We start from the raw sequence: 20,154 nt of genomic DNA on the forward strand, positions 1-20,154 counted from the left end.
CGCTCCGCAAAGCGGCTCTCGTCGGGGGGTGACAAGCTCGTCATCCACAAATCGAACGGTCGGATCCAGAACCAGCGGCGGAGGCGGTAACGATGAGCGCCGACGAAAGCGAACTGGAGGAGGAAGAAGACGGCTCGACGCGGCTTCGTGACCGCGCTCGCTCGGCGTTTCAAGAACAGCGCCAGCAGGCTTCGGAGGGCTCGACGCGGCTTCGAGACCGGGCAACGACGGCCTTCCAACAGCGCCGCCAGCAGGCCCAGCGTGCTCGAGAGGCAATCGCCGAACAGCGAGATGTCTTCGCCGGCGCGCTCGAGCTTGATGCGGGCAACATCGAGCCGATCCAACTCGACCAGCGCGGCAGTGAGTTCGGCTTCGTGCCTGACGAGACCGGCCGCGACGAGCTGGCGATGGACTTCGCCGCCGACCGGCCGTTCGTCGAGCCGGCGGACACCCTGGTCGACGCCGACCCGCGCGAGGGCGTCCAGACACGGACCGACCCGGACGCGACCGACGAGATCGCGGCGCGAGCGCGAAGCGAGACCGCGGCCGATACTGACTTCATCCAGGGCCGCGATCTCGACGTCGAAGTCGGGCCGGGTGGCGTCTCGGGGATCGAAGTCGCCGACGACCGGCGCGACGACGTCGCCGACCGGACGCGCCAGGAACTCGCCGAAGACGACGAGTTCGCCGAGCCGGGCGACTTCTCGGCTGACGTGTCCGCCCAGGGCATCGAGCGCGCCGGACTCTCCGATCAGGGCGCACGACGCCGCGCGGGGCGGCAGTTCGCCGCCGAGACGCCGCTTCGAGAGGCCGGCCCGGACGACGTCACGGCGACCGACGACGGGTTCACGCTCGACGCCGAGGCACAGCGCCGCGTCGCCGCCCGGCAGTTCGAGGCCGACCTCGAGCCGTTCGGGGCGGGCGAGTTGGACCCGAGCAGTGACATCCGCGAGACCGGCGACGGCTTCGGGCTCGCGGAGGGCCCGACGCGAGAGGTCGCGGCCGACCAGTTGAGCGACCAGGTCGGCGACACGGTCGACCCCGCCGACGTCGAACTCGAGCCGTCCGATGGCGGCTTCGAGGCCACGTTTGAACGGCGGAGGCGGTGAGCATGGCGGACGACAACACCCAATCCGTCAGCGTTGGCACGATCGACCTCGACGACTCCAGCAGTTCGGCGTCGCAGGCAGACCAGCAGGCATCCAGGCGCGTCGGCGGGAGCGGCGAGCCGGACGACGAGCCGGACCGCGAGCGGGAGTTTGAGGAGGACCAGGAGGCGTCCAGGCGCGTCGGCGGGAGTGGCGACGCCGATGATGGCCCGGACGACTCCAGCGGCTCCTCGAGCGGCTCGAGTGGCTCGAGCGGCTCCGGCGGCGACTCCGGGTCGGACTCCGGTGCGTCGGATCGAACCGTCGAGACAGCCGTGACCGACGCGATCGCGAGTCAGCGCCTGCGGCCGCAGTCTACGACGCCGTCGGACGTGACGGTCGGTCGCGCTGTGGACGACGCCGTGGCCTCCCGGCGCGTCGGTGACACCGGCGTCGACGAGGTCACACTGACCGACGACCTCAACTCCGAGGTGCCGTCGGACGTGACCGTCGACCGCGCCGTGGATGACGCGCGTGCGTCGACGCGTGTCGGTGCCTCACCCGTCGACAGCGTCACGCTCGACACGGAGGTGGACAGTGTGGACGTCTCGCCCGGCGACGCCCGCGAGCGTCGGAACGCGGGCGTGGACGATCCACCCGACGCCGACTTCGACACGGTCACCGACTTCGCGGCAGACACGGGCGACGCCGGCCCAGCGGCGACCGCGGTCGGCTTAGGCGTCCGTGGTCTGGCCGCCTCACCCCCGGGGGTCGCGGCCGGCGTTGCGGGTTCCGCGGTGTTCGGTGACGGGCCTGACGGCGAGAGTCGCGCGGACGCACTCGACGACCGACTGACCGGGCTCGAAACTGCGTTCGAGCGGCAGGTGACCGACCGGCTCGAGGAGGGCGACCCCGAGGCGGTCGAGCCGAGCAACTTCGGCCTCATCGGCCCGCTCGGCGTCACGGGCGAAGACATCCAGGACACCGCGGTCGCGAGCGCGGAGGCGTCGAACCCGGCGGGCATCGCGAGCGACGCGCTGACGGCCGCGGACCTCACCGCACAGGGCGTGGGGTTCCTCGCGGAGGGCGGTCCCGAGGCGGCCGCCACCGCCGGCGACGTGGCGGGACAGGCCGCCGGGGCCGCACCGGACGTGACGCGAGCGGCTGTCGCCGAGGCGCGTGAGAACCCGCGTGACGTGGCGGTCCAGGGCGCGGGGCTGGTCGCGACCGGCGCGGCGTTCGGCGTGGCCGCGAGAGGCACCCGAGCCGCCGCCGGGGCCGGGCGACGCGCCGCGAGTGATCTCGACTTCGACGCCGACGCTGGCGACCTCGATCTGCGGCTCGGAGAGTTCCGCGCCGACACACGCGGGACGACGACCGGCCGCCAGCGTCCGGACGGCGACGACAGCGGCGGCACGTTCGACGGCAGTGGGGTCCAGTCCGGCACCGACTTCGAGGCCGACCTCCGTCAACAGGAACTCGACATCGACCAGGCGATGCTTCGCGATCAGGCGACGCGCGAGCGGCAGGTCCAGGCGGGCGTCGTCGACGAGACAACCGACGTGGACCCGATCGGGACGGGTGGCCGTGGGCCGACGTACGATCCGGACGCGCCGACGCCGGCCGGGCCAGCCCGACGGACGTCGTCGCCGGGGCAGTCCGTCCCACCGGAGATCACGGGGCTGAACCGGCAGGGCAACGTCCCGACGGAGGACCTCCGGGCGACGGTCACCGCGGCCCAGACCGGCGCGGTTGGCACGGGCAACGCCGGAACAGCCGGCGCGGGGCTCGGCACGATCGGGGCCGTCAACGACCCGACCAGCATCGCCCCCGGCGGCTCCGATTCAGCGCGGTCGACGGCGGCCGGCGTCCCCGAGGCGTTCGGCGAGACGGACCTGGACGGCCTCGGGCTCGACGACATCGGCATCGGCATGCCCGGCACCGAACCGGGGGCGGGAACTCCGGGCGCGGATACGGACACCGACACGGAACCCGGGCTCGACGACGACGTCGGCACGCCCACGGACACGGACACGCCGACCGACACCGACACCGGCGCGGGGCCGGGCGGCGACGAGATGACTGGCGAGCAGGCGATGACAACCGTGACCGCACAGACGACGGTCGGCAACCGCCCGGCGTCGAGCCCGCGGAGCACCACCCGCACGACGACTGACCTCACGGGGCGCTCGTCGACGAGCGGCGGCACGGAGACGACACGAACGCCGGTGCGCTCCGGCGGGGTGACCATCCCGCGCGGCCGACCGCGGCCGAACATCGACCTGCCGGAGTTCGACGTGGAGACGGACGACACAACCGACACCGCATTCGCGTTCGACAAGGAAACTGTGGAGTTCTCGGTTCGGAGCCTTGACGCGGTCGATCAGGACATCACAGACCTGGGTGGTCCAAATGGTCCGTGAGCGCGCCGCGCTCGCGCGAAACATGCTGATTTTTTTCATCGGGCTGGCCGCGGCCGGTCTGATCCTTGGTGTGCTCAACGGCCCGTTTGAGACGCTCGTCTCGACGAGCAGTGACATCACACAAACCTCACAGGCGGCACAGGGCCGCGACTGGATAACGGCGTTTTGGGACGCACTCCCGTTCATCATCGTGTTCCTCGCGTTCTTCCAACTGCTCGGAGCCGCCGCCGCTGAACGGAGGGTTAGCTAATGCGCGGGATCGCGACCGTCATCGTCGTTGCGTTTTCCTCGATCGTCATGTTTGGGATCGTCGCGCCGAGTATCCTCGAGCCTGTCGCCGAGATATTCGTTCAAGACCAGGCCGTCCAGAACTCCCAGATCGACGCACAGGGGTTCGTCGATTCGCTGTTCAACTCGATCTTCAAGTGGGCGGTGCTGGTCGTGCTCGGGAGTGGCGTGATCAGCGCCGTCGTGTTCTACTTTCGCCGTGAACGGCGGCGGGTACGGAGGCGCGTATGAGCCGCTGCCGAAGTGCGCTGGCGACGATGCTCGTCGTGTTGCTCCTGCTTCAGTCCTCGGCGGCGTTCGCGCTGACCGGGCCGAGCCACACCTCGTCGAGTGGCGTCGTCTACGAGACCAACTCCGGGCTCACCGTCGAACTCGGCGACGAACGCGAGATCGCGGCGTCGCCGTTCCCGGACGATGCGACCTGGGCCAGCGGTCCGGTCGAAGTCGAGTCGCTCGGCGACAGCCGCGTCCAACTGCCCGCGGCCGCGTTCGACGGCGAGTCGATGCAGGTGAGCAACATCGACGCGACGAGCAACCCGATCACGCTCCGGCGCGATGACCTCTCGAGCGACGTCACGATCGAGAACGGCACGACCGACATCATCGTCCACGACGTGACGCTCGATGACGGCGAGACCGACCTCGAAGTCGTCGCGGCCTCACAGACGACGATCACCGTCAACAACCTCGACAACCCCGACGGCATCCAGGCCGTCGACAGTAACGGCGAGCCGGTCGCCGGCGAGACGGACACGAGCGACGGCGAAGTCGAGCTTCAACTCGACGCCGGGCAGAACGAGTTGCGGCTTCAGGACGGTCCGAGCCAGCTCGAGATCCGTGATTTGATGACGAACGACCTCGTCCAAAACGAGTCGGACCCGATCACCGTCGAAGTCGAGTTCTTCGGCAGTGATGGCTCCGTTGAGAGCCGGTCGACGACGGACGGCGTCATCGACATGACCGGGCTCCCGGCCGACGAGCGCTTCTCCGTGAGCGTCGACGCTGGCGACAACAAGTTCGTCCAACGGCAGATCATCATCGAGAGCCTGCTCGATGACCAGACGGCCTACCTGCTGCCCGTCGACGCCGACATCGACACCGTCGAACCGCGGTTCACGCTTGAAGACCCATCCAATCAGTTCGACACCGAACAGTCTGAGATCGTCCTTGAACGGCCGATCGACTTCGGCAACGGCACGGAGTTCGTGCCGGTCGCCGGCGACCGCGTCGGGCTCAACGGCTACGATACGATACTCGAAAGAGACCAGCGCTACCGCGTCATCGTCACTGACCCCGACAGCGGCGCGCGCCGCGAACTCGGCGAGTTCACGCCGACGCAAAGTGAAGAAGTGACGCTCACCGTCGAAGACGTCGAGTTCGACAGCGTGAGCGACGTGGAGGGGATCGACTGGACCGCGCGGTACACCGCAAACGAGGACACGAGCGACGAGATCGAGTTCATCTGGCGGGACACGCGCGAGACCCAATCGATCGACTACGAGATCGTGGAGCGCGGCAACGAATCGAACGTGCTCCTTGACGAGACCGCCGCCGGCAACGTCACCGTCACTGAGACGGTGCCGCCCGACGAGACGGACACGGTGTGGATCGTGCGGTGGAACGCCACGCGTGGCGACGGCGAGACCGTCTCCGCACAGCGCCCCGTCTCGAGTGACCAACTCCCCGTCGGGCCGGAACTCTCCGGACAGTGGCAGACGGTCGTGAGCATGCTCGGGTTGTTCGTCGTCGCGGGGCTGTTCGGGGCGGCGAACCCCGGCGTCGGCGGTATCGCCGTCGCAGGCACCGGCGGGTTCTTCTTCATGATCGGCTGGTTGCCCGATTCGACCGGCGGGATCATGGTCGCGCTCGCGATGTTCATCGCGGTGTTAGCGTATATTGGCCGTCGGGCACGAGGTGCTACCACATGAGAAAAAGTTGGGCGATCACCACGTTCATGCTCTTTTTCAACGGCGGCGCGGTGTTGCTTGAGGTCACCGGCGTCACGGCCGCGTGGGGCGTCGAAAGCCCCACCGGCACCACGGCCGCCCTCGGCGACGCACAGGCCGCGATGAACGGCATCCAGGCGTCGGGTGGGCTCGCCGACACGCTGTTCGGGAGCTTCGCCGCGGCCGCGAACGCCGTCGAGGCGATCGGCCGGGCCGTCATCGCCGGGCCGTTGCTCATGGCCGCGGCCGGCATCCCCGAGCCGTTCCTGGTGTTCCTGTTCGCACCGGCCGGGTTGATCGTCGGGCGAGACATCCTCCACGCGCTCACGGGGCGGTTCGCATGACCGGGACCGTCACCTGTTCGACGTACGACAGCCTTCAGGAGTTCTTCCTCGAGGGGCACTTCATCGTCGGGTGGGACTGTGTCATGACCGGCGGCGACCCCGCGACGAAGTTACTGCTGTTCAGCCTCATCTTCGGCGGGCTCGAACTGTCGCTGTTCGTGACGAGCGGGTCGGTCGTGCTCCCGTCGGTGCTCGCGATCCTCCTCGGCGGGGTGATGTTCGGCCTGCTCCCGGCGACGCTCGTTAACCTCGCACTGATCGGCGTCCTCCTGCTGTTGGGTGGGTTGGGCCTCCTGATCGCGTTCCGGAGCGGTACATGACCCGGGTCAACCCCCGGGGTTGCGGTCCCGAAACCGGGTTCCATTTTCGGGGTGTGCCGTGACCCCGCTCGCGTACGCCGCGGCGGCGATGGGCGGCGGGCTCATCGGCACGATCGCCCACGAGGCGACCCACGCGCTCGTCGCGACCGCCGTCGGCGACGTGGTCGGCGTCGGCTGGCAGGGCGGCGTCGCCGGCGGCCCGTACGTCGAGTATCGCACCAACGGCCGCTGGCGGAGCGAGGCCGTCCGGAAAGCCCCGCTCGCGCTCGGCGTCGCCGGCGCGGCCGCGTTGCTGGCGACGTTCGACGGCGTCACGCTCCCGTGGCTGTTCGGCGTCGGTGTGGTGTGGGGGCTACTGTGGAGTTCCCCCGAGGACCTGTCGCGGGCGCGGGCGCGACAGTCGGCCGTCCAGCCCGAGTAGGCGGGCGGTACTTTTTCATGACAGCCAGCGTAGGCGCGGTCATGAACCGACGGAGCGCGCTCGTCGTCGGGGCGACCGCACTCGCCGGCTGTCTCGCCGAGGCCGACCGCGGCCATCAGCCGCGCGAGGCCGAAGCCGAGGCGCACGAGTTGATCAACGACGCACGCACGGAGGCGGGCGTCGCCCCCGTCGACGTCACGGACGCGCTGACGAGTGCCGCCCGCGAGCACAGCCGCGACATGCTCGCACGCGAGTACTACTCACACACCACGCCCGAGGGCGACGACGCCAGCGACCGCGCCGGGTGTTCAGCGGGCGAGATACTCCACCGCGGGGAAGCCGGGCGCATGAAAAACGAAGGCGGCGACGGCGTGTGGTACACCTACCGCCCCGAGGAACTCGCGGGGTACGTCGTCGAAGGGTGGACGCTGTCGTCGCGCCACCGCGAGATCCTCGAAGCGCCGCGCTGGCAGGGCGTCGGCGTCGGCGTCGCGATCGGCGATGACGACCGCTTTTTCGCGACGGCCGTGTTCTGTTGAACCCCCGGCACGCACCTTTTTACGCGCCTGCGACGCGACCGCCCCGGTATGGACCCAGCGCAACTCTCCGACGACCAGCTCGACGACCTCGCCACGAAGCTCGCCCCGCGGCTCCCCACCGGCACCCACGGCGACCGCGTAATCTTGTCCCGCCGGCAGTTCGCCGCGGCGGCGACCGGCACGCTCGGCGCGGGCGCGCTCATGGCGCTCGGCGTCGATCCCGCGAGCGCCCAGGCGGCGGGCCAGGTGGGGACCGCGAGCGAGCCCGTGGACGCGTACGCGTACGATCTGAACGTCGCGAACGGCGTGACGAGTTCCCTGGCGATGAACGGGAACGACATCGAGAACGCGGGAACGGTCAGTACAGATGAAACAATAATCAACACAATATCCGCCGACGCAACATCTCCAACTCGCTTTGTTAACTCAGATAATGTGTTTGAAGAAGCTGCGACGGTCTCCGCCGTTGCCGATAATTCGACAGTTGACGTGATGTCGAACGCTGCCTCTCCGTCAGCCGCTGAACTCACCATTATGGGGGCTGATGGGATTGACGCCATTTTTTATGACACATTAATCATGGGCTCGAACAGAATTGTCAACGAGACAAAAACCGATCTCCGTGGCACCCCACCAACGCGGACATATTCTCGCGACGGACAAAACACCGAGATCCAGATCGACGGGGTGGGGGAGACATTTAGCGTTGTTGCGACCCATAAGGGCGCTGAGTTCTGAGGGTTAATCGAACGCCTAATTCACCACACACCGCTTGAAAAATAAGAACCGCTCGGAACCGCTATTCGGTCTCGATCGTCAGCGACCCGGAGCCGCCGACCGACCCGTACTCGCTGGCGTCCAGGCCCTCGCGCGACACTTCCAGCGTCGCCGTGTCGCTTGCGGTCTCACGGGCGAGCGCCTCGCCGTCGCCATCCTCGACGCGCAGGCGTGCCTCAACGATCACGTCGGTCGTGCCGTCGGTGCTCACGTCGTCCGCTGACAACGCGTCGGTCCCCAACAAGTCCACGTCGAAGCTCTCCTCACCCTCGGCCGTCGTGAACAGTTGTGCGGACTCCGCGCTGTCGGCGACGACCGGCTCGTCGCCGTCGGCCCCAGCCGCGATCTCGACGACCACGGTCTGCGGGCTCGCGGACTCCGGCAACTCATAGGCCCACTCCGTGGTCAGCGCGAGCGTCACCGCCGCCAGCGACGCATCCGCGCCCATCTCCGCCGAGTCGCCCACCACATCCAGGGTGAGCGCGGTCTCGGCGCGGGCGTCATCGCTGCCGGCGGACACGACCGCCAGCGTCGCCGCCGAGCCGCCGAGCGCCGTCGCACTCGTCCGCAGCAGGGTGCGACGCTTCATCGCTCCTCCGGCCGCTCGATCGTCACGTCGGCGACGAGTTCGGTGCCGACGGTGTGCCAGTCGCCGATCGACTGCCGCCACAGCTGTTCTCTGCGCTCGTAGTGGCCCGGAACGGCGTGGCGCTCGTAGACGACCCGCCGCGTCGGGCCGTCCTCGAGCGGGCGTTCCCGAACCACGATCGCTTCAGGACTCACAGCAGGCCTCCAAGTCGATCCGCCGCAGGGCTTCCGCGCCGCAGCGACGGCAGCGGTAGTAGTCGGCCCCCGTGTACTCATCGAAGCGGTTGTACTCCGGGAGCGGGCCAGCGATGCGTCTCTCGGTTCTGTGTGAGGATTTATCCCCACGGGGTTCGTATGTCGCCATGTCTCTTCGCAGACACAACCCGTCGCTGGGTGTTTCAGGCACCCGGCGATTCTGCCGATATCGCCCGCGAGCGACGGGTGTGTCTGTCGATCTATACGATATCCACCCACTTCATACTGGCGATTGACACACCCCGAAAACCGCCACACCGCACCCGGATCAGTCACCATATTACCGACACGGCTTCGCGATCAGAAAACGTCGCTTTCACGCCGACTACTTTCAGTTAGGGGTGGCCTAACACTTTTAGTGACGGGTAGATAACCGATTTATCGTTACGCGAGTCGGGGGGGAGGCGTCAGTTGGTACCTGTGATCTCCCCCTGTCCGCGGTCAGCTCATGCCAGCCACCTGTACGCGACCGGCGGATCCGAGTTGGACAGAAGACTGTAAAAGTTACCGTTTTCATTCACGTTTCCGTCACTTCGGCACGGCCAGCGTCTGTGATCCGGTATTTGCCGTCGGCGACCTTCTCGACGAGTCCGCGCTCGCCCAGCTCGCCGAGTCGTTGGGAGGCCCACTCGCGGGTGATATCCAAGTTGAACGCGACGATCGCCGGCGACTGGACGGCGAGGATCTCCGCGTCGGCCAGGGCTTCGAGAATCCGGTAATCGGTCCGGCTCATCCACTCAGGCCTGTCCCAGAGGGTCACAGTCGTTCACAGATTCACTCATACACTACATATTCGTCCCGGTCAGTTAATTATATATGGTGCTTAGTTCACGGTACCGTCAATAGAGTTAAGAGGATGGCTGAGAGACACGGCAGTAACGACTCGCCGGGCGCGCTCGGAACCGCAGAAGTTCCGGGCCGGGGTCGCAGCCCCAGTCCCGGTGGTCGTTGGCTAACGACCATGTCAGCACACGTTTCGGACGGGCTTAATTCCCGTTCATCGACGGACGCATTGGCTGTGATCACGCGCGCGGACCGCGCGTACCACGATGTCGCGCAGTTCCACCTTCACGAGTTCGCGGAGGGCGACCAATGACCTGCCAGCGCTGTAGCGCCGCCTGCCAGGGCCGGCTGTGTAAGCAGTGTGAGATCGAGCGGCAGTTCGAGCACCTGACCATCGGCGACGACGACACGGAGGCCGACGATGACTGACGAGCGCCCCGCGTGGGAGCCGCGCTCGCTCCGCTGTCGCTGTGGCGTGGCAGCCGACCAGTGGGCTCCGTCGACAGCGATGCGCCGGCACCTCCGGCGGCTGTACGCCGACCGCGACGGGCTCCTGCCCGCGTGTCCCGCGTGTGACGACCGCTGTGAGCACGTCGCCAAGCGCGGCAACATCTCCCTGTCGATGCGGCGGCTCGAAGCCCGCGCCGACGACGCCCGCCTGCCGCGCGAGCAACGGCTCGCCGACCGGATCGCGGAGGTGGCTGGCGATGACTGATACGTACGAGACGAAAACTGTCCGGCTTCACCTCCCGGAAAAGGGTGTGTACTGCTACCTTATGCTGACGCGGTTCGACGGTGAGGGGCACTTACTCGCCGACGAGGGCTGGCGGGGTGAGTACATCCGATACGCGACTGTCCGGCGGCAGAGCCGTTCTGAAGACGTGGTCACGGGCGACGCGTTTGCCTTCATCCGCCAGAATGACGAGTACCGTGACACCGTCGTTGAGCGGTTCGTGAAGGACCTCGATCTGGGGCGTATTTCGTGGAAGGACATCAACGACGAAGATAAGCTGTCCGCTGGCGACGTGAGTGAACTCGCGAGCGAAGAAGGGGGTGAGGCCGATGACTAACCTCGATCGTGTCGAGGCCGCACGGCAGTCACTGACCACCGCCGTGACGCGCTCGCGCGAGCAGGACCGCGCAACGGCCGAGACGCGCGTCTTCTCGGCGGAGTTGAAGCTCCGGCAGGGTGGCCGGCCCGACCTCGCGAGGCGGCTCGAGGCGACGCTGACGGGCGACGTGACGACCGCGAGCGCGCGGCGGGAACTCCGCGAGGTCGCGCAACTGCTCGACGCGGAGCTGTCGCCTGACGTTGACGGGGCGTTCATCGTGGCGTCCGACGGGGGTGAAAGAGAATGAACGCGCTTCGATGCGACCCCATCTCCGAACCGAGCGGCTACATCGGCCGCGGCGCGGTCCTGTACGACACGCGCGACGCCGACAACCGGCGGTGCTGTGGAAAGAAGCGTGACCGCCACCTCGCACACGTCACCGGCGTCTACCGGGAGACGACTACCGGGACCGCCCGCTTCGAGGTGTGGGATGGGACGCACACCGTCCGCGAGTGGGTTCACGGTGACGACCTGCTGGCGATGTTCGAGCCCGCGGGCTTCACGATCGACACCGGGCGAAAGCCGACGTACGTCCTGACGCGCGAGCACGGCGTCCGCGACGACCACGACCTGATGACGCGGGGTGAGCGGCGATGACCATCGGACAGGAAATTGTGTATCGAGTGCGGAGCACCGGAAAAGGAACTCGTGTCACGCGATACGACGGCATCGGGCTCGCTGAAGGCATCGCCGGCCGGTACCACCTTCGGTACTTCTACGGGGACGACGCCGAGGAAAAGGCCACCGAATACGCGTATAAGAAAGCAGGCAAACAGGATGTGGATACGCGTGTCGTTGAGTTGGGTGAGCGGGCATGAGCGCCGATCGCCCCGACACCTTCATCGACGACCGCCCGCGCCTGCGCATCCCCGACGACGCCCCGCTGCGTGAGATCGCCCCCGACGACTTCGTGGCGCGCTCGCCGGCGTCGACGCTCCGGGAGGCACTCAGGATCGCCGAGCGGCAGACGAGCCGGGACGTGGATCAACTCCCGCGCTGTCCCGACTGTCTGAGCACCCAGATCCGCTCGAAGCCCGGCGCGCTCGAGATGACACACAAGCGCGACGAGCAGTTCAAGTGTACCAACTGTGGCGAGCACTTCGACGAGCCCGCGCCGAGCCGCGAGGAAGAACGTGACGGCGAGCAGGCGACGCTCACCGACGTGCGGCGCAAAGCGGTGACCAGCCAATCGGCGTCGGGCGATGACGGCACGGACGCAGTGGGTGTGTCGGTCCCGCAAACACCGACGGTCAGCGTCGACGAGTGCGCGCGCTGGCGGCGCGAACTACGCGGTGCGCGATCGATGGCGGAGGGGATAGACGACAAGCGGAGCCAGCAAACGCTCAAGTTCCACGTCCGCGGCGAGTGTGCGTGTGACAGCGACGAGCCGGCGTTGACATACGAGCGTCGCGGGGCTGTCGGTGAGTGGGTGGTTCGCGATGACTGACGACGCGCAGGCGACGCTCGAGGAGGTGCGCGAATGACCGAATACGCCGTCCTCGACCTGTTCGCCGGTCTCGGCGGGTTCTCACAGGCCTTCGCCGACTCCGAGCGGTGGGAGGTAACGACCGTCGAGATCGACGCCCGGTTCGAGCCCGACATCCAGGCCGACGTCTTCGAGTTGCGGCCGAGCGACTTCGAGACCGAGTTCGACGTCGTGCTCGCGAGCCCACCGTGTACGCAGTTCTCGATCGCGGCGTCGTCGCTTGAACGGTTCGTCGGTGGCGAGCCACAGACCGACGACGCGCGCGACGCGGTGGCGCTCGTCTACCACACGCTGGGGCTGATCCGGGGCTTGAACCCGCAGTATTGGTTCGTCGAGAACCCACAGGGGTATCTCCGCCAGATCATCGGCGAACCAACAGCCCGCGTGACGTACTGTCAGTACGGCACGGAGTACATGAAACCGACCGACCTCTGGGGCGAACATCCGAGCGCGTTCGTCCCGCTTTCGTGTTCTTACGGCGATCGCTGTCACGCCTACAACACGGACCAAGAGCATGGCGGCGCTGGAAACATGGTTGACGCGTGGGGGTCGGGGATGGGCGACGCCGTCCGCGACCCCGCCGAACGCGCGAAGGTCCCGGCCGAACTGTCGGCCGCGATCCGTGACGCCTGCGAGCGCGCGCTCGATGGCGCGGTCCCCGAGCAGACCTCACTCGCGGAGGTGCGCGAATGACCGACTGCCAAGGCACCCTCGTCGCCGTCGCGTGCGCCGGGCTGTCCGGCGCGATCGTCGGGCTCGGCGTTGGGGTGATCGTCGCATGAGCGACGAGATCGAGGCCTGCCCCCACTGTGGATCGACCTGTCTCGCAGGGAGCGGGCGCGAGACGCTGTGGTGTCAGGACTGCGAAGAAACCATTTCGCGTGCGGACACAACGCGACGCGAGCGGTGTGAGTGGGTTGATCGCTCACCCACGCGCGGGCTCGCGGCGAAGCTCGATGCGGCCGAGCCCGATGAGGTGGCTCGATGAGCAACGACGGTAGAACTAAACGGACACGGGATGATGAGAGACCACAGGCTCACGAGCACGAAAACGGACGGGTTGAGTCCTGGCAGGCCGACCCGTCCACAGGAGCAGTTAGCAATGTTACGTTCGATAGACACGGCTTTAAGCTTACCGACGACCGACGCACCGGCCTCCGAACAACCGACGACCACGCCTCCTGGCGTGAGGTGTATGCCGCGTGTCATGTGGGGGTCGGGGTAGATGACTGACGAGGAGAGGGACGGCTTCAAGAACATCCCGGCCGAGCTCCGTGAGCGCGACCAGTGGCTCTACTGGAACGCGTCGAACGACACGCCACGCGCGCCGCTCGACTCACCGGCCGCCACGTACGGCTGTTCGTGGTCCGACCCCGAGACGTGGATGGCGCTCGACGAGGTTGCCGAGCAGGCCGCGGCAACGCCCGACGCTGGGATCGGCTACGTCAACGCCGCCGACAACGACGACTACGCCCGCGGGTTGTACGGCGTGATCGACCTGGACGGCGTCGTCGGCGACGACGGCCACCCGAAGGATTGGGTGCCGTCGCTTCAGCCGTTCTTCGACCGGGACGCATACACCGAGTGGTCGCCATCGGGCGAGGGGATCCACATCCCGGTCGTCGGGATCGACACGCCGGAGTGGTGGACTGATGAGCACTTCAGCGACGAGGAGCACGAGGGCGTTGAGGTGCTCACAAACAAGTTTTCGACGTACACCGGCGACAAGATGCGCGGCGCCGGCGACGAGGTCGTCGAGGCCGGGGACTGGCTCACCGAGTGGCTTCGGGAAGCGTACAAGGCTGTCACCGGCGAGGACCCGGTCGACGACCGCCAGCAGGAGATCGCCGACAGCGTCGCCGACGGGAGCGACACGCCCGACGAGGAGTGGTTCACGCCGGACGTCGCCGAGGAGGCGCTCGATCACATCGACCCCGATTCAGCGTACTCGGTGTGGCGTGACGTTGGGATGGCGCTCGTCAACCGCTTCGGATCGAGCGGCCAGCGGCTCTTTGAGTCGTGGTCGCGACGCGGCTCGAAGTGGGACAGCGACGCCGAGAGACAAGCCGAGCGGATCGCGGACGACGCCGGCAACTACCAGTACGACGCCGGCACGATCATCCACTACGCACAGGAGGGCGGCTGGGACGCGTCAGCCGCCGCCCGCGAGCAACTCGGGGCGTCGCCCCCGCCCGACAAACCGAACGTCGAGAAGGTCGACGAGAGGGACGCACAGCCGGGTGACAGCGACGCGGCGGACAACGACGGTATCGTATCCGTGTCGGCACTCGACCGGCACAACGGCGGCTACGGCTACTTCCACACGGGCGAGGACGGCGACTCGTGGTTCGAGCGCGTCACGAACTTCGAGATCGACGTGAACTCGTTTCTGTTCAAGGACGGCGAGCGGCTCATCGACGCGGGCGTCGTGCCGTCCACGGGCGAGGAGGCGTACGACATCACGATCCCGGCCAAGGTCTTCAACGACGCGCGGACGTTCAGGGATAACGTCGTCACGGGACTGACGACGACGTTCGACGGGTCGCCGGCCGATCTCAACGAGCTCCGGAAACACGTCGGCGGCGCGAGCGCACCCGTGCGGACGGGGACCCACCACATGGGGCTTCACCCGGAGCACGGCGAGTTTGTGACCCCGGAGAGCGTGCTCACGGCCGACGGCTGGACCGACGACCCGGAAATGTCGTACATCAAACGCGAGATTGGCGCCGAGCGCGCGTTCGAACTCTCACCCGACACGCACGACGAGTACGACAGCGACGAGGTGGCCGAGATTCTCGAACTCCTGCCGAAGACGCGGACGCCCGAGCGCTTTCTACCGGTGCTCGGCTGGCTCTACGCGGCGCCCGTGCGGCCGTACATCCAAGAGTGGACCGGCCAGTTCAACACGCTCCACGTCACCGGCGAGACCGGCGCCGGGAAGTCGAGCACGTTGAGCGTCGCGTGGCAACTCCTCGGGATGAACGGCGACCCGATGGCCTGTGACGACACGAAGTTCGCGCTCACGACGGCGATGGCGTCGACGAAGTCGATCCCGATGTGGTTCGACGAGTATAAGCCGGGCGACATGAAGGATTGGGAACTCGACCGCTTTCAGACGCTCATGCGGAAATCGACCCGTGGCGGTGTCGAGACACGCGGGAACGCCGACAAGTCCACCGAGGAGTACGCACTCGGCGCGCCGTTGATGATCTCCGGCGAGCAGGCGGTACAGGGGGCCGCCGAGGAGCGGCGGAGTATTCAGACGCGGTTCCTCGATACGGTCAAGGAGACGGGCTCGCCGACCCGGCAGGCGTTCGCCGAACTCACCGGCACCGCCTACGAGACGGGCTCCGGCACGCGCGAGCCGGAGGGGTACGATCTTCAACAGCACGCGCTCGCGTACTACCAGTTCATCCTCGAGCGGGACGCGAACCGCCTCAAGCTCTTGTGGTCGCGCTCCCGAGAGCACGTCCGCGATCTCCTCGAAACCCACAGCATCACCGGGATCGACGACCTGCCGCGTCAAGGGCTTCAGACGGTCCACTTCGGACTGATATTGTACCGGCTGTTCGCCGAGGAGGTCGGCGCCGTCGACGTCCCCTCACCGACCGAGGCCGACGATGCGCTGTTGTACATCGCTCGCCAGTTCGGCGACGAGGGCAACCGAAAGTCCCACCTCGATCGGTTCGTCGAGCTCGGATCGCGTGCCGCCGCCGAGGGCTACCTCGAAGGCGGGAAACACTACACCGTGATCAAGCAGGGGACGCCCGAGGAGGAGATCGCGATCAAGCTGTCCCGGACGTTCGACGCGATCTCGAAGTACGCGCGCGACTACGCGCTCGACGGCGAGGACATGCTGAACACCGCCAACGACTACCGCGAGCGGTTTCGCGAGGCGGCTGAGAAAAGCGGCTCGTACGTCACGGCGCACTCGAAGCTATCGCGGCCGCTGAACCGCTGTGTTCGGATCGACACGAGCAAAGCCGCCGACCAGTTGGCCTTCGACCCGACGGCGTTCGGCGCCGCTGGCGACGACAGCGACGACGAGGCGGACTCGAACGGCGTCACACTCGGGCAACTCGCACCCGGCCGGCACACGCTCGAGGTCACGATCGCCGAGCAACTCGAGCCGAAGCCGTGGCAACAGGGCCGCGGCCACGTCGTCGATGACGGCGAACTCCTCACGTACATCGCCGAAGGACAGGCCGACCCGCTCGCCGACGTGAGCCAGGGCGACCGCGTTCGGATCGGGAACGCGAAGATCGCCGTTGGACGCGACGGCATGAAGCGGCTCGAGGTCAGTGGCGTGTGTGACGTTGAAGTGTTGCCCTCGGTCGACAGCGAACAAGCGAACGTCGCAGACGCCGCCACGGACGGCGGAGAGGCCGAGGCGGTTCAACTGAAAGAGCAGGTCGTGAGCACGCTCGAAGCCGAGTACGGACCCGGTGCCGATGTGAGCGTGCCTGGTGTCGCCGGCGCTGTCGATGCGGCACCGGACGCCGTCGCCGAGGTGCTCGAGACGATCGCGACCGGGTCGTCACTCCTCGAGCGACTCGAGGGCGACGGCGAGTACCGCCGCCTGTAACGACAGCCGACGTTTTATGCCGACGGATGTTACGGATGTTACACCTGAGATCTGTAGGTGTAACATTGGAAATCGCATGACGGCACGGCCAATGTTACGGATGTTACGGATGTTACGCCAAATAGAAAGGGGTGTATTTCACACAGGCGCGCGCGCCCGTGCGCGCGCTCGCGCTACACACATACACCCCCTACAGATAGCGTAACATCCGTAACATCGGCGATCATCGTGCCGCCGTCTGGCGGTTTTCATGTTACACCCGGGGTGTAACATCGGCGTATATGTTACACCTGGACCGCTACTCGTCCACGATCGCGTACCCGACGTTCCGCCGGTGCGACAACAACCCCTCGTCGACGAGCTGTGACAGCCCGGGCTGGACCACCTTGTCCCACAGCGTCGACGGCGCGTACCCGCTCGTCACGGCGTCGCCCTGCTCGTCGGCCCACGCGAGCACGTCGGCTTTCTGTTGGGGGCCGTCCTGTGCGGCGAGCCACGCGACGACCGCCACGGTCGCCTGCCGGGCCTTGTCGCTGTCCACGTCCGCGGGGTCCCACTCCTGGAGTAACAGCCGTGCGGTGCCGGCCGCGCCTTCGGGACCGTCCGCGGGGTCGGGGGCTTCGGTCGTCGTCATCGACGGCTCCTGCCGCGGGTCCTCGACGAACTCGTACAGCCCCCGCGCGACCTTCCGACACCACCCGGCCGTCGCGAGATCGCGGAGCGCGTGGTTGACGACAGCGCGCTCGAGGTCGGTCCGCTCGACGACGAGCGGGGCGTTGAGCCGGCGTTCCTCGCGGAGCACGGCGATTACGGCCTCCTCGGTGGCGTCGGGCTCGTACTGCTCGTTGACCATACCGTCGTGTTACCGTCGCTAACCCAAAGGCCTACCGATGCCCGAGGGGGCTTACCAACGGTAGCCAAGTGGTAGACCAACGCTAAGTATTAAGTAACACCCGCGAGACGACTAAGACGAGCACCGCCCCGGTACACCGCCACGCGCGAAGTCGCCACTGGCACCCTGGCGTTCCCGAACCCTTATCCGTCCGTTCGTCTGACACGTGGCGGTGCTCGCCACCCGCCTCTGGCCGTGATGGCGCGGATCGAATCCGCAGGTGGGCGTCCCACTCCGTGGCGGGTGGGTGAGCACTATGAGCACGGACGCAACTACGGACGGCGACGGCGAGGCACAGGACGGCGCGACTATCAGGCTGGCGCGGCACCATCTCGAGGAGTACCTGAACGCGCTGAACGCGCTGGTCGACGAGGCGGTCATCAGGATCACGGACACCGGCCTCGAGACGCGGGCCGTCGACCCCGCGAACGTCGGGATGGTCGGCGTCGACCTGTCGAACACCGCGTTCACCGAGAACTACGCCGGTGAGGCGACGTTCGGCATCAACACGCGGAAGCTCGGCGCACTCGTGGAACGGCTCGATACCGCGTTCCTCGATCTCGACTACGACGCCGAGTTCCGAAAGGCCACGATCGGCTGTGGCCCCTACACCTACACGCACGCGACGACCAACCCCGACCACGTTCGCAACGAACCGGATATTCCGGACATGGACCTGTCGTTCAAAGCGACGGTGAATAGCGACCAGCTTCGCGAGGCCGTCGAGTGGTTCGACGAGTTCACGACCCACATCCGGATGGGGTACGCACCCGACGACGGCGAGTTCTGGATGAAGGCCGACGAACGGATGTCCGGGAATAAAATCGGCACTGACGACGGTGAGTGGAGACTCGACCGGAGCGAACTCGGCTACGTCGACCGGTGTGGACGCGCGGACTCGCAGTTCTCGATCGATTTCCTTCGGGACATGGCGCGGGCCATCCCGGAGGATCGACCGGTCACGATCCGCATCGGCGAAGAGTTCCCGATGAAGCTCACGTACGAGGTGGGCTGGGAGGAAACCGGCGCGAACGAGGGGTTCGCACACGGTGAGGTGACGTTCTTCCTCGCGCCGCGGATTCAGAGTGATTAAGATGCCCAACGATAACCCCGACACCCGACACACCCGCACCGTCACGACCCCGCTTGAGGACGTGACCGAGCCCGCGGCGCGGGCGGCGTCGCTCGACCCGCAGACGACAGCGGTCGTCGACGCTGACGTGACCGATGCCGGCGACCTGCGGCTGGAGCTGGAGGGCGAGCGATTATGAGCGACACCTGCCCGTACTGCGGCGAGACCGAGACCGAGACCGTCGACTACTACGGGACGAACACTGAAGCCTGCGCGGAGTGTGGGACGCTGTTATGACGAAACGCCTGTGGTGCCCGGCCTGTCACACCCGAACGGGCGTGTCGGATGCGACGGGCGCGCCGGTCGCGTGTCCGGAGTGCGGAACGGAGATGAACGGGATCAACATGCCGATGAGCGCGAGGGAGCCATGAGCACACTGAATCAACGAAACAAGGTCGACGCGGTCACGAGTTGGAACGACCCGGACGAGATCGGCGAGCGCGTCGTTCGGTACCGCGACGTGCGCTGTCCGAACTGTAACCGGATGCTGTGGTGTATCCGCTGGGAGGCGTACGGGTGGCCGGAGATTCACTGCGACGCGTGCGACTTTCGCGAGTCGTGGCCGTTCGAGGAGACGGGGCTCAAAGAGCGCTACGAGGAGGGGCCGCGCGCATGACCGACGACCATCACGATCTGACGTGTCGCGATTGCGGTGAGACGCCGACGCTGGTCCGGTTGGGATCGGAGAAACCGACCGAGCACGCGGCCTACGGCGTCGAGTGTGGATGCGTCCAGTCGGACGGTACAACGCCGGTCGGAGCGTACGTCGACCTGAACAATATGCCCGAGCCGTGGGGCGTGACAGGCGGGGGCGGTCCCTGATGCCGACCTACGACTGCGCCGACTGCGACTACGCGGGCGACGACTACGCGCGCGTGGCCGACGGCACGACCGGCGGCACGGCGGTCTGTCCCGAGTGCGAGGGGCAACTGACGATCGGGGGTGGGTCGGGGTGAGCGACGACACCGCAGCCGCACTCAGACGCATCGAGGAGATCGAGATGGAGCTACACGCGCGCGACGATCCGATGGCCGACGATGTGAGTGACCTGCGGAGGGTTGCCGGCCGGGCGCTGATGACCGACGCCTACGCCACGATGGTCGGCGAGATGGAGATCGGGCGCGGCGGTGGGGGCTGAGTCTTTCAGAAAGGGTCCTTTTGCGCACTTATACGCA

31 protein-coding genes are annotated in these 20,154 nt (G+C 67.1%); 26 read left to right on the plus strand and 5 right to left on the minus strand.

Translation table 11 applies throughout. The features are described from left to right. Window positions 1–92 precede the first annotated feature (92 nt). The 10 genes from DQW50_RS16165 to DQW50_RS16210 are packed head-to-tail and all read left to right on the plus strand — an operon-like array spanning window position 93 to window position 8,107. Window positions 93–1,109 carry a hypothetical protein gene (locus DQW50_RS16165; protein ID WP_112080293.1) on the plus strand — a complete coding sequence of 339 codons (1,017 nt, stop codon included), beginning with the start codon at window positions 93–95 and terminating at the stop codon, window positions 1,107–1,109. A 2-nt stretch (window positions 1,110–1,111) separates the two neighbouring features. Beyond that, window positions 1,112–3,511, plus strand: a complete 2,400-nt coding sequence (locus tag DQW50_RS17940; RefSeq protein ID WP_157964886.1) for a hypothetical protein — start codon at window positions 1,112–1,114, stop codon at window positions 3,509–3,511. Further along, window positions 3,501–3,761, plus strand: coding sequence for a hypothetical protein (locus DQW50_RS16175; protein ID WP_112080294.1), 261 nt, complete (start codon window positions 3,501–3,503; stop codon window positions 3,759–3,761). Before DQW50_RS17940 ends, DQW50_RS16175 begins: the two co-directional genes overlap by 11 nt. Continuing rightward, window positions 3,761–4,030: a hypothetical protein gene (locus tag DQW50_RS16180; protein ID WP_112080295.1), complete on the plus strand. Its 270-nt coding sequence runs from the start codon at window positions 3,761–3,763 to the stop codon at window positions 4,028–4,030. The genes DQW50_RS16175 and DQW50_RS16180 overlap by 1 nt, the downstream gene beginning before the upstream one ends. Beyond that, window positions 4,027–5,727, plus strand: a complete 1,701-nt coding sequence (locus DQW50_RS16185) for a phage holin family protein (protein ID WP_127341353.1) — start codon at window positions 4,027–4,029, stop codon at window positions 5,725–5,727. The genes DQW50_RS16180 and DQW50_RS16185 overlap by 4 nt, the downstream gene beginning before the upstream one ends. Further along, complete coding sequence (locus tag DQW50_RS16190) at window positions 5,724–6,089, plus strand: hypothetical protein (protein ID WP_112080297.1); 366 nt, start codon at window positions 5,724–5,726, stop codon at window positions 6,087–6,089. Before DQW50_RS16185 ends, DQW50_RS16190 begins: the two co-directional genes overlap by 4 nt. Then, the gene (locus DQW50_RS16195) at window positions 6,086–6,409 is read left to right on the plus strand and encodes a hypothetical protein (RefSeq protein ID WP_112080298.1); all 324 of its coding nucleotides are present in this window, start codon (window positions 6,086–6,088) and stop codon (window positions 6,407–6,409) included. Before DQW50_RS16190 ends, DQW50_RS16195 begins: the two co-directional genes overlap by 4 nt. Window positions 6,410–6,467: 58 nt before the next feature. Beyond that, on the plus strand, window positions 6,468–6,830 hold the full coding sequence (locus DQW50_RS17945; RefSeq protein ID WP_157964887.1) for a hypothetical protein: 363 nt from the start codon (window positions 6,468–6,470) through the stop codon (window positions 6,828–6,830). Window positions 6,831–6,871: 41 nt separating this feature from the next. Next, window positions 6,872–7,369, plus strand: a complete 498-nt coding sequence (locus DQW50_RS16205; RefSeq protein ID WP_157964888.1) for a CAP domain-containing protein — start codon at window positions 6,872–6,874, stop codon at window positions 7,367–7,369. 48 nt (window positions 7,370–7,417) lie between these two features. Next, window positions 7,418–8,107, plus strand: coding sequence for a hypothetical protein (locus DQW50_RS16210; RefSeq protein WP_112080300.1), 690 nt, complete (start codon window positions 7,418–7,420; stop codon window positions 8,105–8,107). Between the two features lie 61 nt (window positions 8,108–8,168). On the opposite strand, the gene DQW50_RS16215 is transcribed toward DQW50_RS16210, so the two are convergent. The 4 genes from DQW50_RS16215 to DQW50_RS16230 form a co-directional block, all read right to left on the minus strand. Then, window positions 8,169–8,735, minus strand: coding sequence for a hypothetical protein (locus tag DQW50_RS16215; protein ID WP_112080301.1), 567 nt, complete (start codon window positions 8,733–8,735; stop codon window positions 8,169–8,171). After that, window positions 8,732–8,929, minus strand: a complete 198-nt coding sequence (locus DQW50_RS16220) for a hypothetical protein (protein WP_127341354.1) — start codon at window positions 8,927–8,929, stop codon at window positions 8,732–8,734. The genes DQW50_RS16215 and DQW50_RS16220 overlap by 4 nt, the downstream gene beginning before the upstream one ends. Next, complete coding sequence (locus DQW50_RS18270; protein WP_112080303.1) at window positions 8,919–9,098, minus strand: hypothetical protein; 180 nt, start codon at window positions 9,096–9,098, stop codon at window positions 8,919–8,921. The genes DQW50_RS16220 and DQW50_RS18270 overlap by 11 nt, the downstream gene beginning before the upstream one ends. 408 nt (window positions 9,099–9,506) lie before the next feature. Then, window positions 9,507–9,749 carry a transcriptional regulator gene (locus DQW50_RS16230; protein ID WP_241964467.1) on the minus strand — a complete coding sequence of 81 codons (243 nt, stop codon included), beginning with the start codon at window positions 9,747–9,749 and terminating at the stop codon, window positions 9,507–9,509. Window positions 9,750–10,193: 444 nt separating this feature from the next. On the opposite strand from DQW50_RS16230, the gene DQW50_RS16235 reads away from it, so the two are divergent. The 9 genes from DQW50_RS16235 (at window position 10,194) to DQW50_RS16270 (ending at window position 16,955) form a co-directional block, all read left to right on the plus strand. Further along, window positions 10,194–10,487: a hypothetical protein gene (locus tag DQW50_RS16235; RefSeq protein WP_127341355.1), complete on the plus strand. Its 294-nt coding sequence runs from the start codon at window positions 10,194–10,196 to the stop codon at window positions 10,485–10,487. After that, window positions 10,480–10,842 (plus strand): hypothetical protein, encoded by a 363-nt coding sequence (locus DQW50_RS16240; protein ID WP_112080306.1) that lies wholly within the window; start codon window positions 10,480–10,482, stop codon window positions 10,840–10,842. The genes DQW50_RS16235 and DQW50_RS16240 overlap by 8 nt, the downstream gene beginning before the upstream one ends. After that, complete coding sequence (locus tag DQW50_RS16245) at window positions 10,835–11,131, plus strand: hypothetical protein (protein WP_112080307.1); 297 nt, start codon at window positions 10,835–10,837, stop codon at window positions 11,129–11,131. The genes DQW50_RS16240 and DQW50_RS16245 overlap by 8 nt, the downstream gene beginning before the upstream one ends. Beyond that, window positions 11,128–11,481 (plus strand): hypothetical protein, encoded by a 354-nt coding sequence (locus tag DQW50_RS16250; protein ID WP_112080308.1) that lies wholly within the window; start codon window positions 11,128–11,130, stop codon window positions 11,479–11,481. Before DQW50_RS16245 ends, DQW50_RS16250 begins: the two co-directional genes overlap by 4 nt. After that, window positions 11,478–11,702 carry a hypothetical protein gene (locus DQW50_RS16255; protein ID WP_112080309.1) on the plus strand — a complete coding sequence of 75 codons (225 nt, stop codon included), beginning with the start codon at window positions 11,478–11,480 and terminating at the stop codon, window positions 11,700–11,702. The genes DQW50_RS16250 and DQW50_RS16255 overlap by 4 nt, the downstream gene beginning before the upstream one ends. Beyond that, window positions 11,699–12,331: a hypothetical protein gene (locus tag DQW50_RS16260; RefSeq protein ID WP_112080310.1), complete on the plus strand. Its 633-nt coding sequence runs from the start codon at window positions 11,699–11,701 to the stop codon at window positions 12,329–12,331. The genes DQW50_RS16255 and DQW50_RS16260 overlap by 4 nt, the downstream gene beginning before the upstream one ends. A 33-nt stretch (window positions 12,332–12,364) precedes the next feature. Then, complete coding sequence (locus tag DQW50_RS16265; RefSeq protein WP_112080311.1) at window positions 12,365–13,063, plus strand: DNA cytosine methyltransferase; 699 nt, start codon at window positions 12,365–12,367, stop codon at window positions 13,061–13,063. Window positions 13,064–13,148: 85 nt separating this feature from the next. Then, a complete protein-coding gene (locus DQW50_RS17700) occupies window positions 13,149–13,358 on the plus strand; it encodes a hypothetical protein (RefSeq protein ID WP_127341356.1) in 210 nt (69 codons plus the stop codon). 237 nt (window positions 13,359–13,595) lie between these two features. Further along, window positions 13,596–16,955: a PriCT-2 domain-containing protein gene (locus DQW50_RS16270; RefSeq protein WP_112080312.1), complete on the plus strand. Its 3,360-nt coding sequence runs from the start codon at window positions 13,596–13,598 to the stop codon at window positions 16,953–16,955. A gap of 298 nt (window positions 16,956–17,253) precedes the next feature. Here DQW50_RS16270 and DQW50_RS18275 read toward each other — a convergent pair whose 3' ends face one another. Continuing rightward, on the minus strand, window positions 17,254–17,808 hold the full coding sequence (locus tag DQW50_RS18275) for a hypothetical protein (protein WP_198664708.1): 555 nt from the start codon (window positions 17,806–17,808) through the stop codon (window positions 17,254–17,256). A gap of 295 nt (window positions 17,809–18,103) precedes the next feature. Between DQW50_RS18275 and DQW50_RS16280 the strand changes: the two genes are divergently transcribed. The 7 genes from DQW50_RS16280 (at window position 18,104) to DQW50_RS16295 (ending at window position 20,117) form a co-directional block, all read left to right on the plus strand. Beyond that, window positions 18,104–18,940, plus strand: coding sequence for a DNA polymerase sliding clamp (locus tag DQW50_RS16280; RefSeq protein WP_112080313.1), 837 nt, complete (start codon window positions 18,104–18,106; stop codon window positions 18,938–18,940). A 1-nt stretch (window position 18,941) separates the two neighbouring features. Further along, entirely contained in the window at window positions 18,942–19,118 is a 177-nt protein-coding gene (locus DQW50_RS17955; RefSeq protein ID WP_157964890.1) for a hypothetical protein, read from the plus strand. A gap of 94 nt (window positions 19,119–19,212) precedes the next feature. Beyond that, window positions 19,213–19,350, plus strand: a complete 138-nt coding sequence (locus DQW50_RS17960; RefSeq protein ID WP_157964891.1) for a hypothetical protein — start codon at window positions 19,213–19,215, stop codon at window positions 19,348–19,350. After that, complete coding sequence (locus DQW50_RS16285) at window positions 19,347–19,595, plus strand: hypothetical protein (RefSeq protein ID WP_112080314.1); 249 nt, start codon at window positions 19,347–19,349, stop codon at window positions 19,593–19,595. The genes DQW50_RS17960 and DQW50_RS16285 overlap by 4 nt, the downstream gene beginning before the upstream one ends. Then, the gene (locus tag DQW50_RS16290; RefSeq protein WP_112080315.1) at window positions 19,592–19,801 is read left to right on the plus strand and encodes a hypothetical protein; all 210 of its coding nucleotides are present in this window, start codon (window positions 19,592–19,594) and stop codon (window positions 19,799–19,801) included. The genes DQW50_RS16285 and DQW50_RS16290 overlap by 4 nt, the downstream gene beginning before the upstream one ends. After that, complete coding sequence (locus tag DQW50_RS18665) at window positions 19,801–19,935, plus strand: hypothetical protein (RefSeq protein ID WP_255417650.1); 135 nt, start codon at window positions 19,801–19,803, stop codon at window positions 19,933–19,935. Before DQW50_RS16290 ends, DQW50_RS18665 begins: the two co-directional genes overlap by 1 nt. Continuing rightward, the gene (locus DQW50_RS16295; RefSeq protein WP_112080316.1) at window positions 19,932–20,117 is read left to right on the plus strand and encodes a hypothetical protein; all 186 of its coding nucleotides are present in this window, start codon (window positions 19,932–19,934) and stop codon (window positions 20,115–20,117) included. Before DQW50_RS18665 ends, DQW50_RS16295 begins: the two co-directional genes overlap by 4 nt. Window positions 20,118–20,154 lie beyond the last annotated feature (37 nt).

Source organism: Halorubrum sp. 48-1-W (assembly GCF_003287355.1).
Classification (GTDB): domain Archaea; phylum Halobacteriota; class Halobacteria; order Halobacteriales; family Haloferacaceae; genus Halorubrum.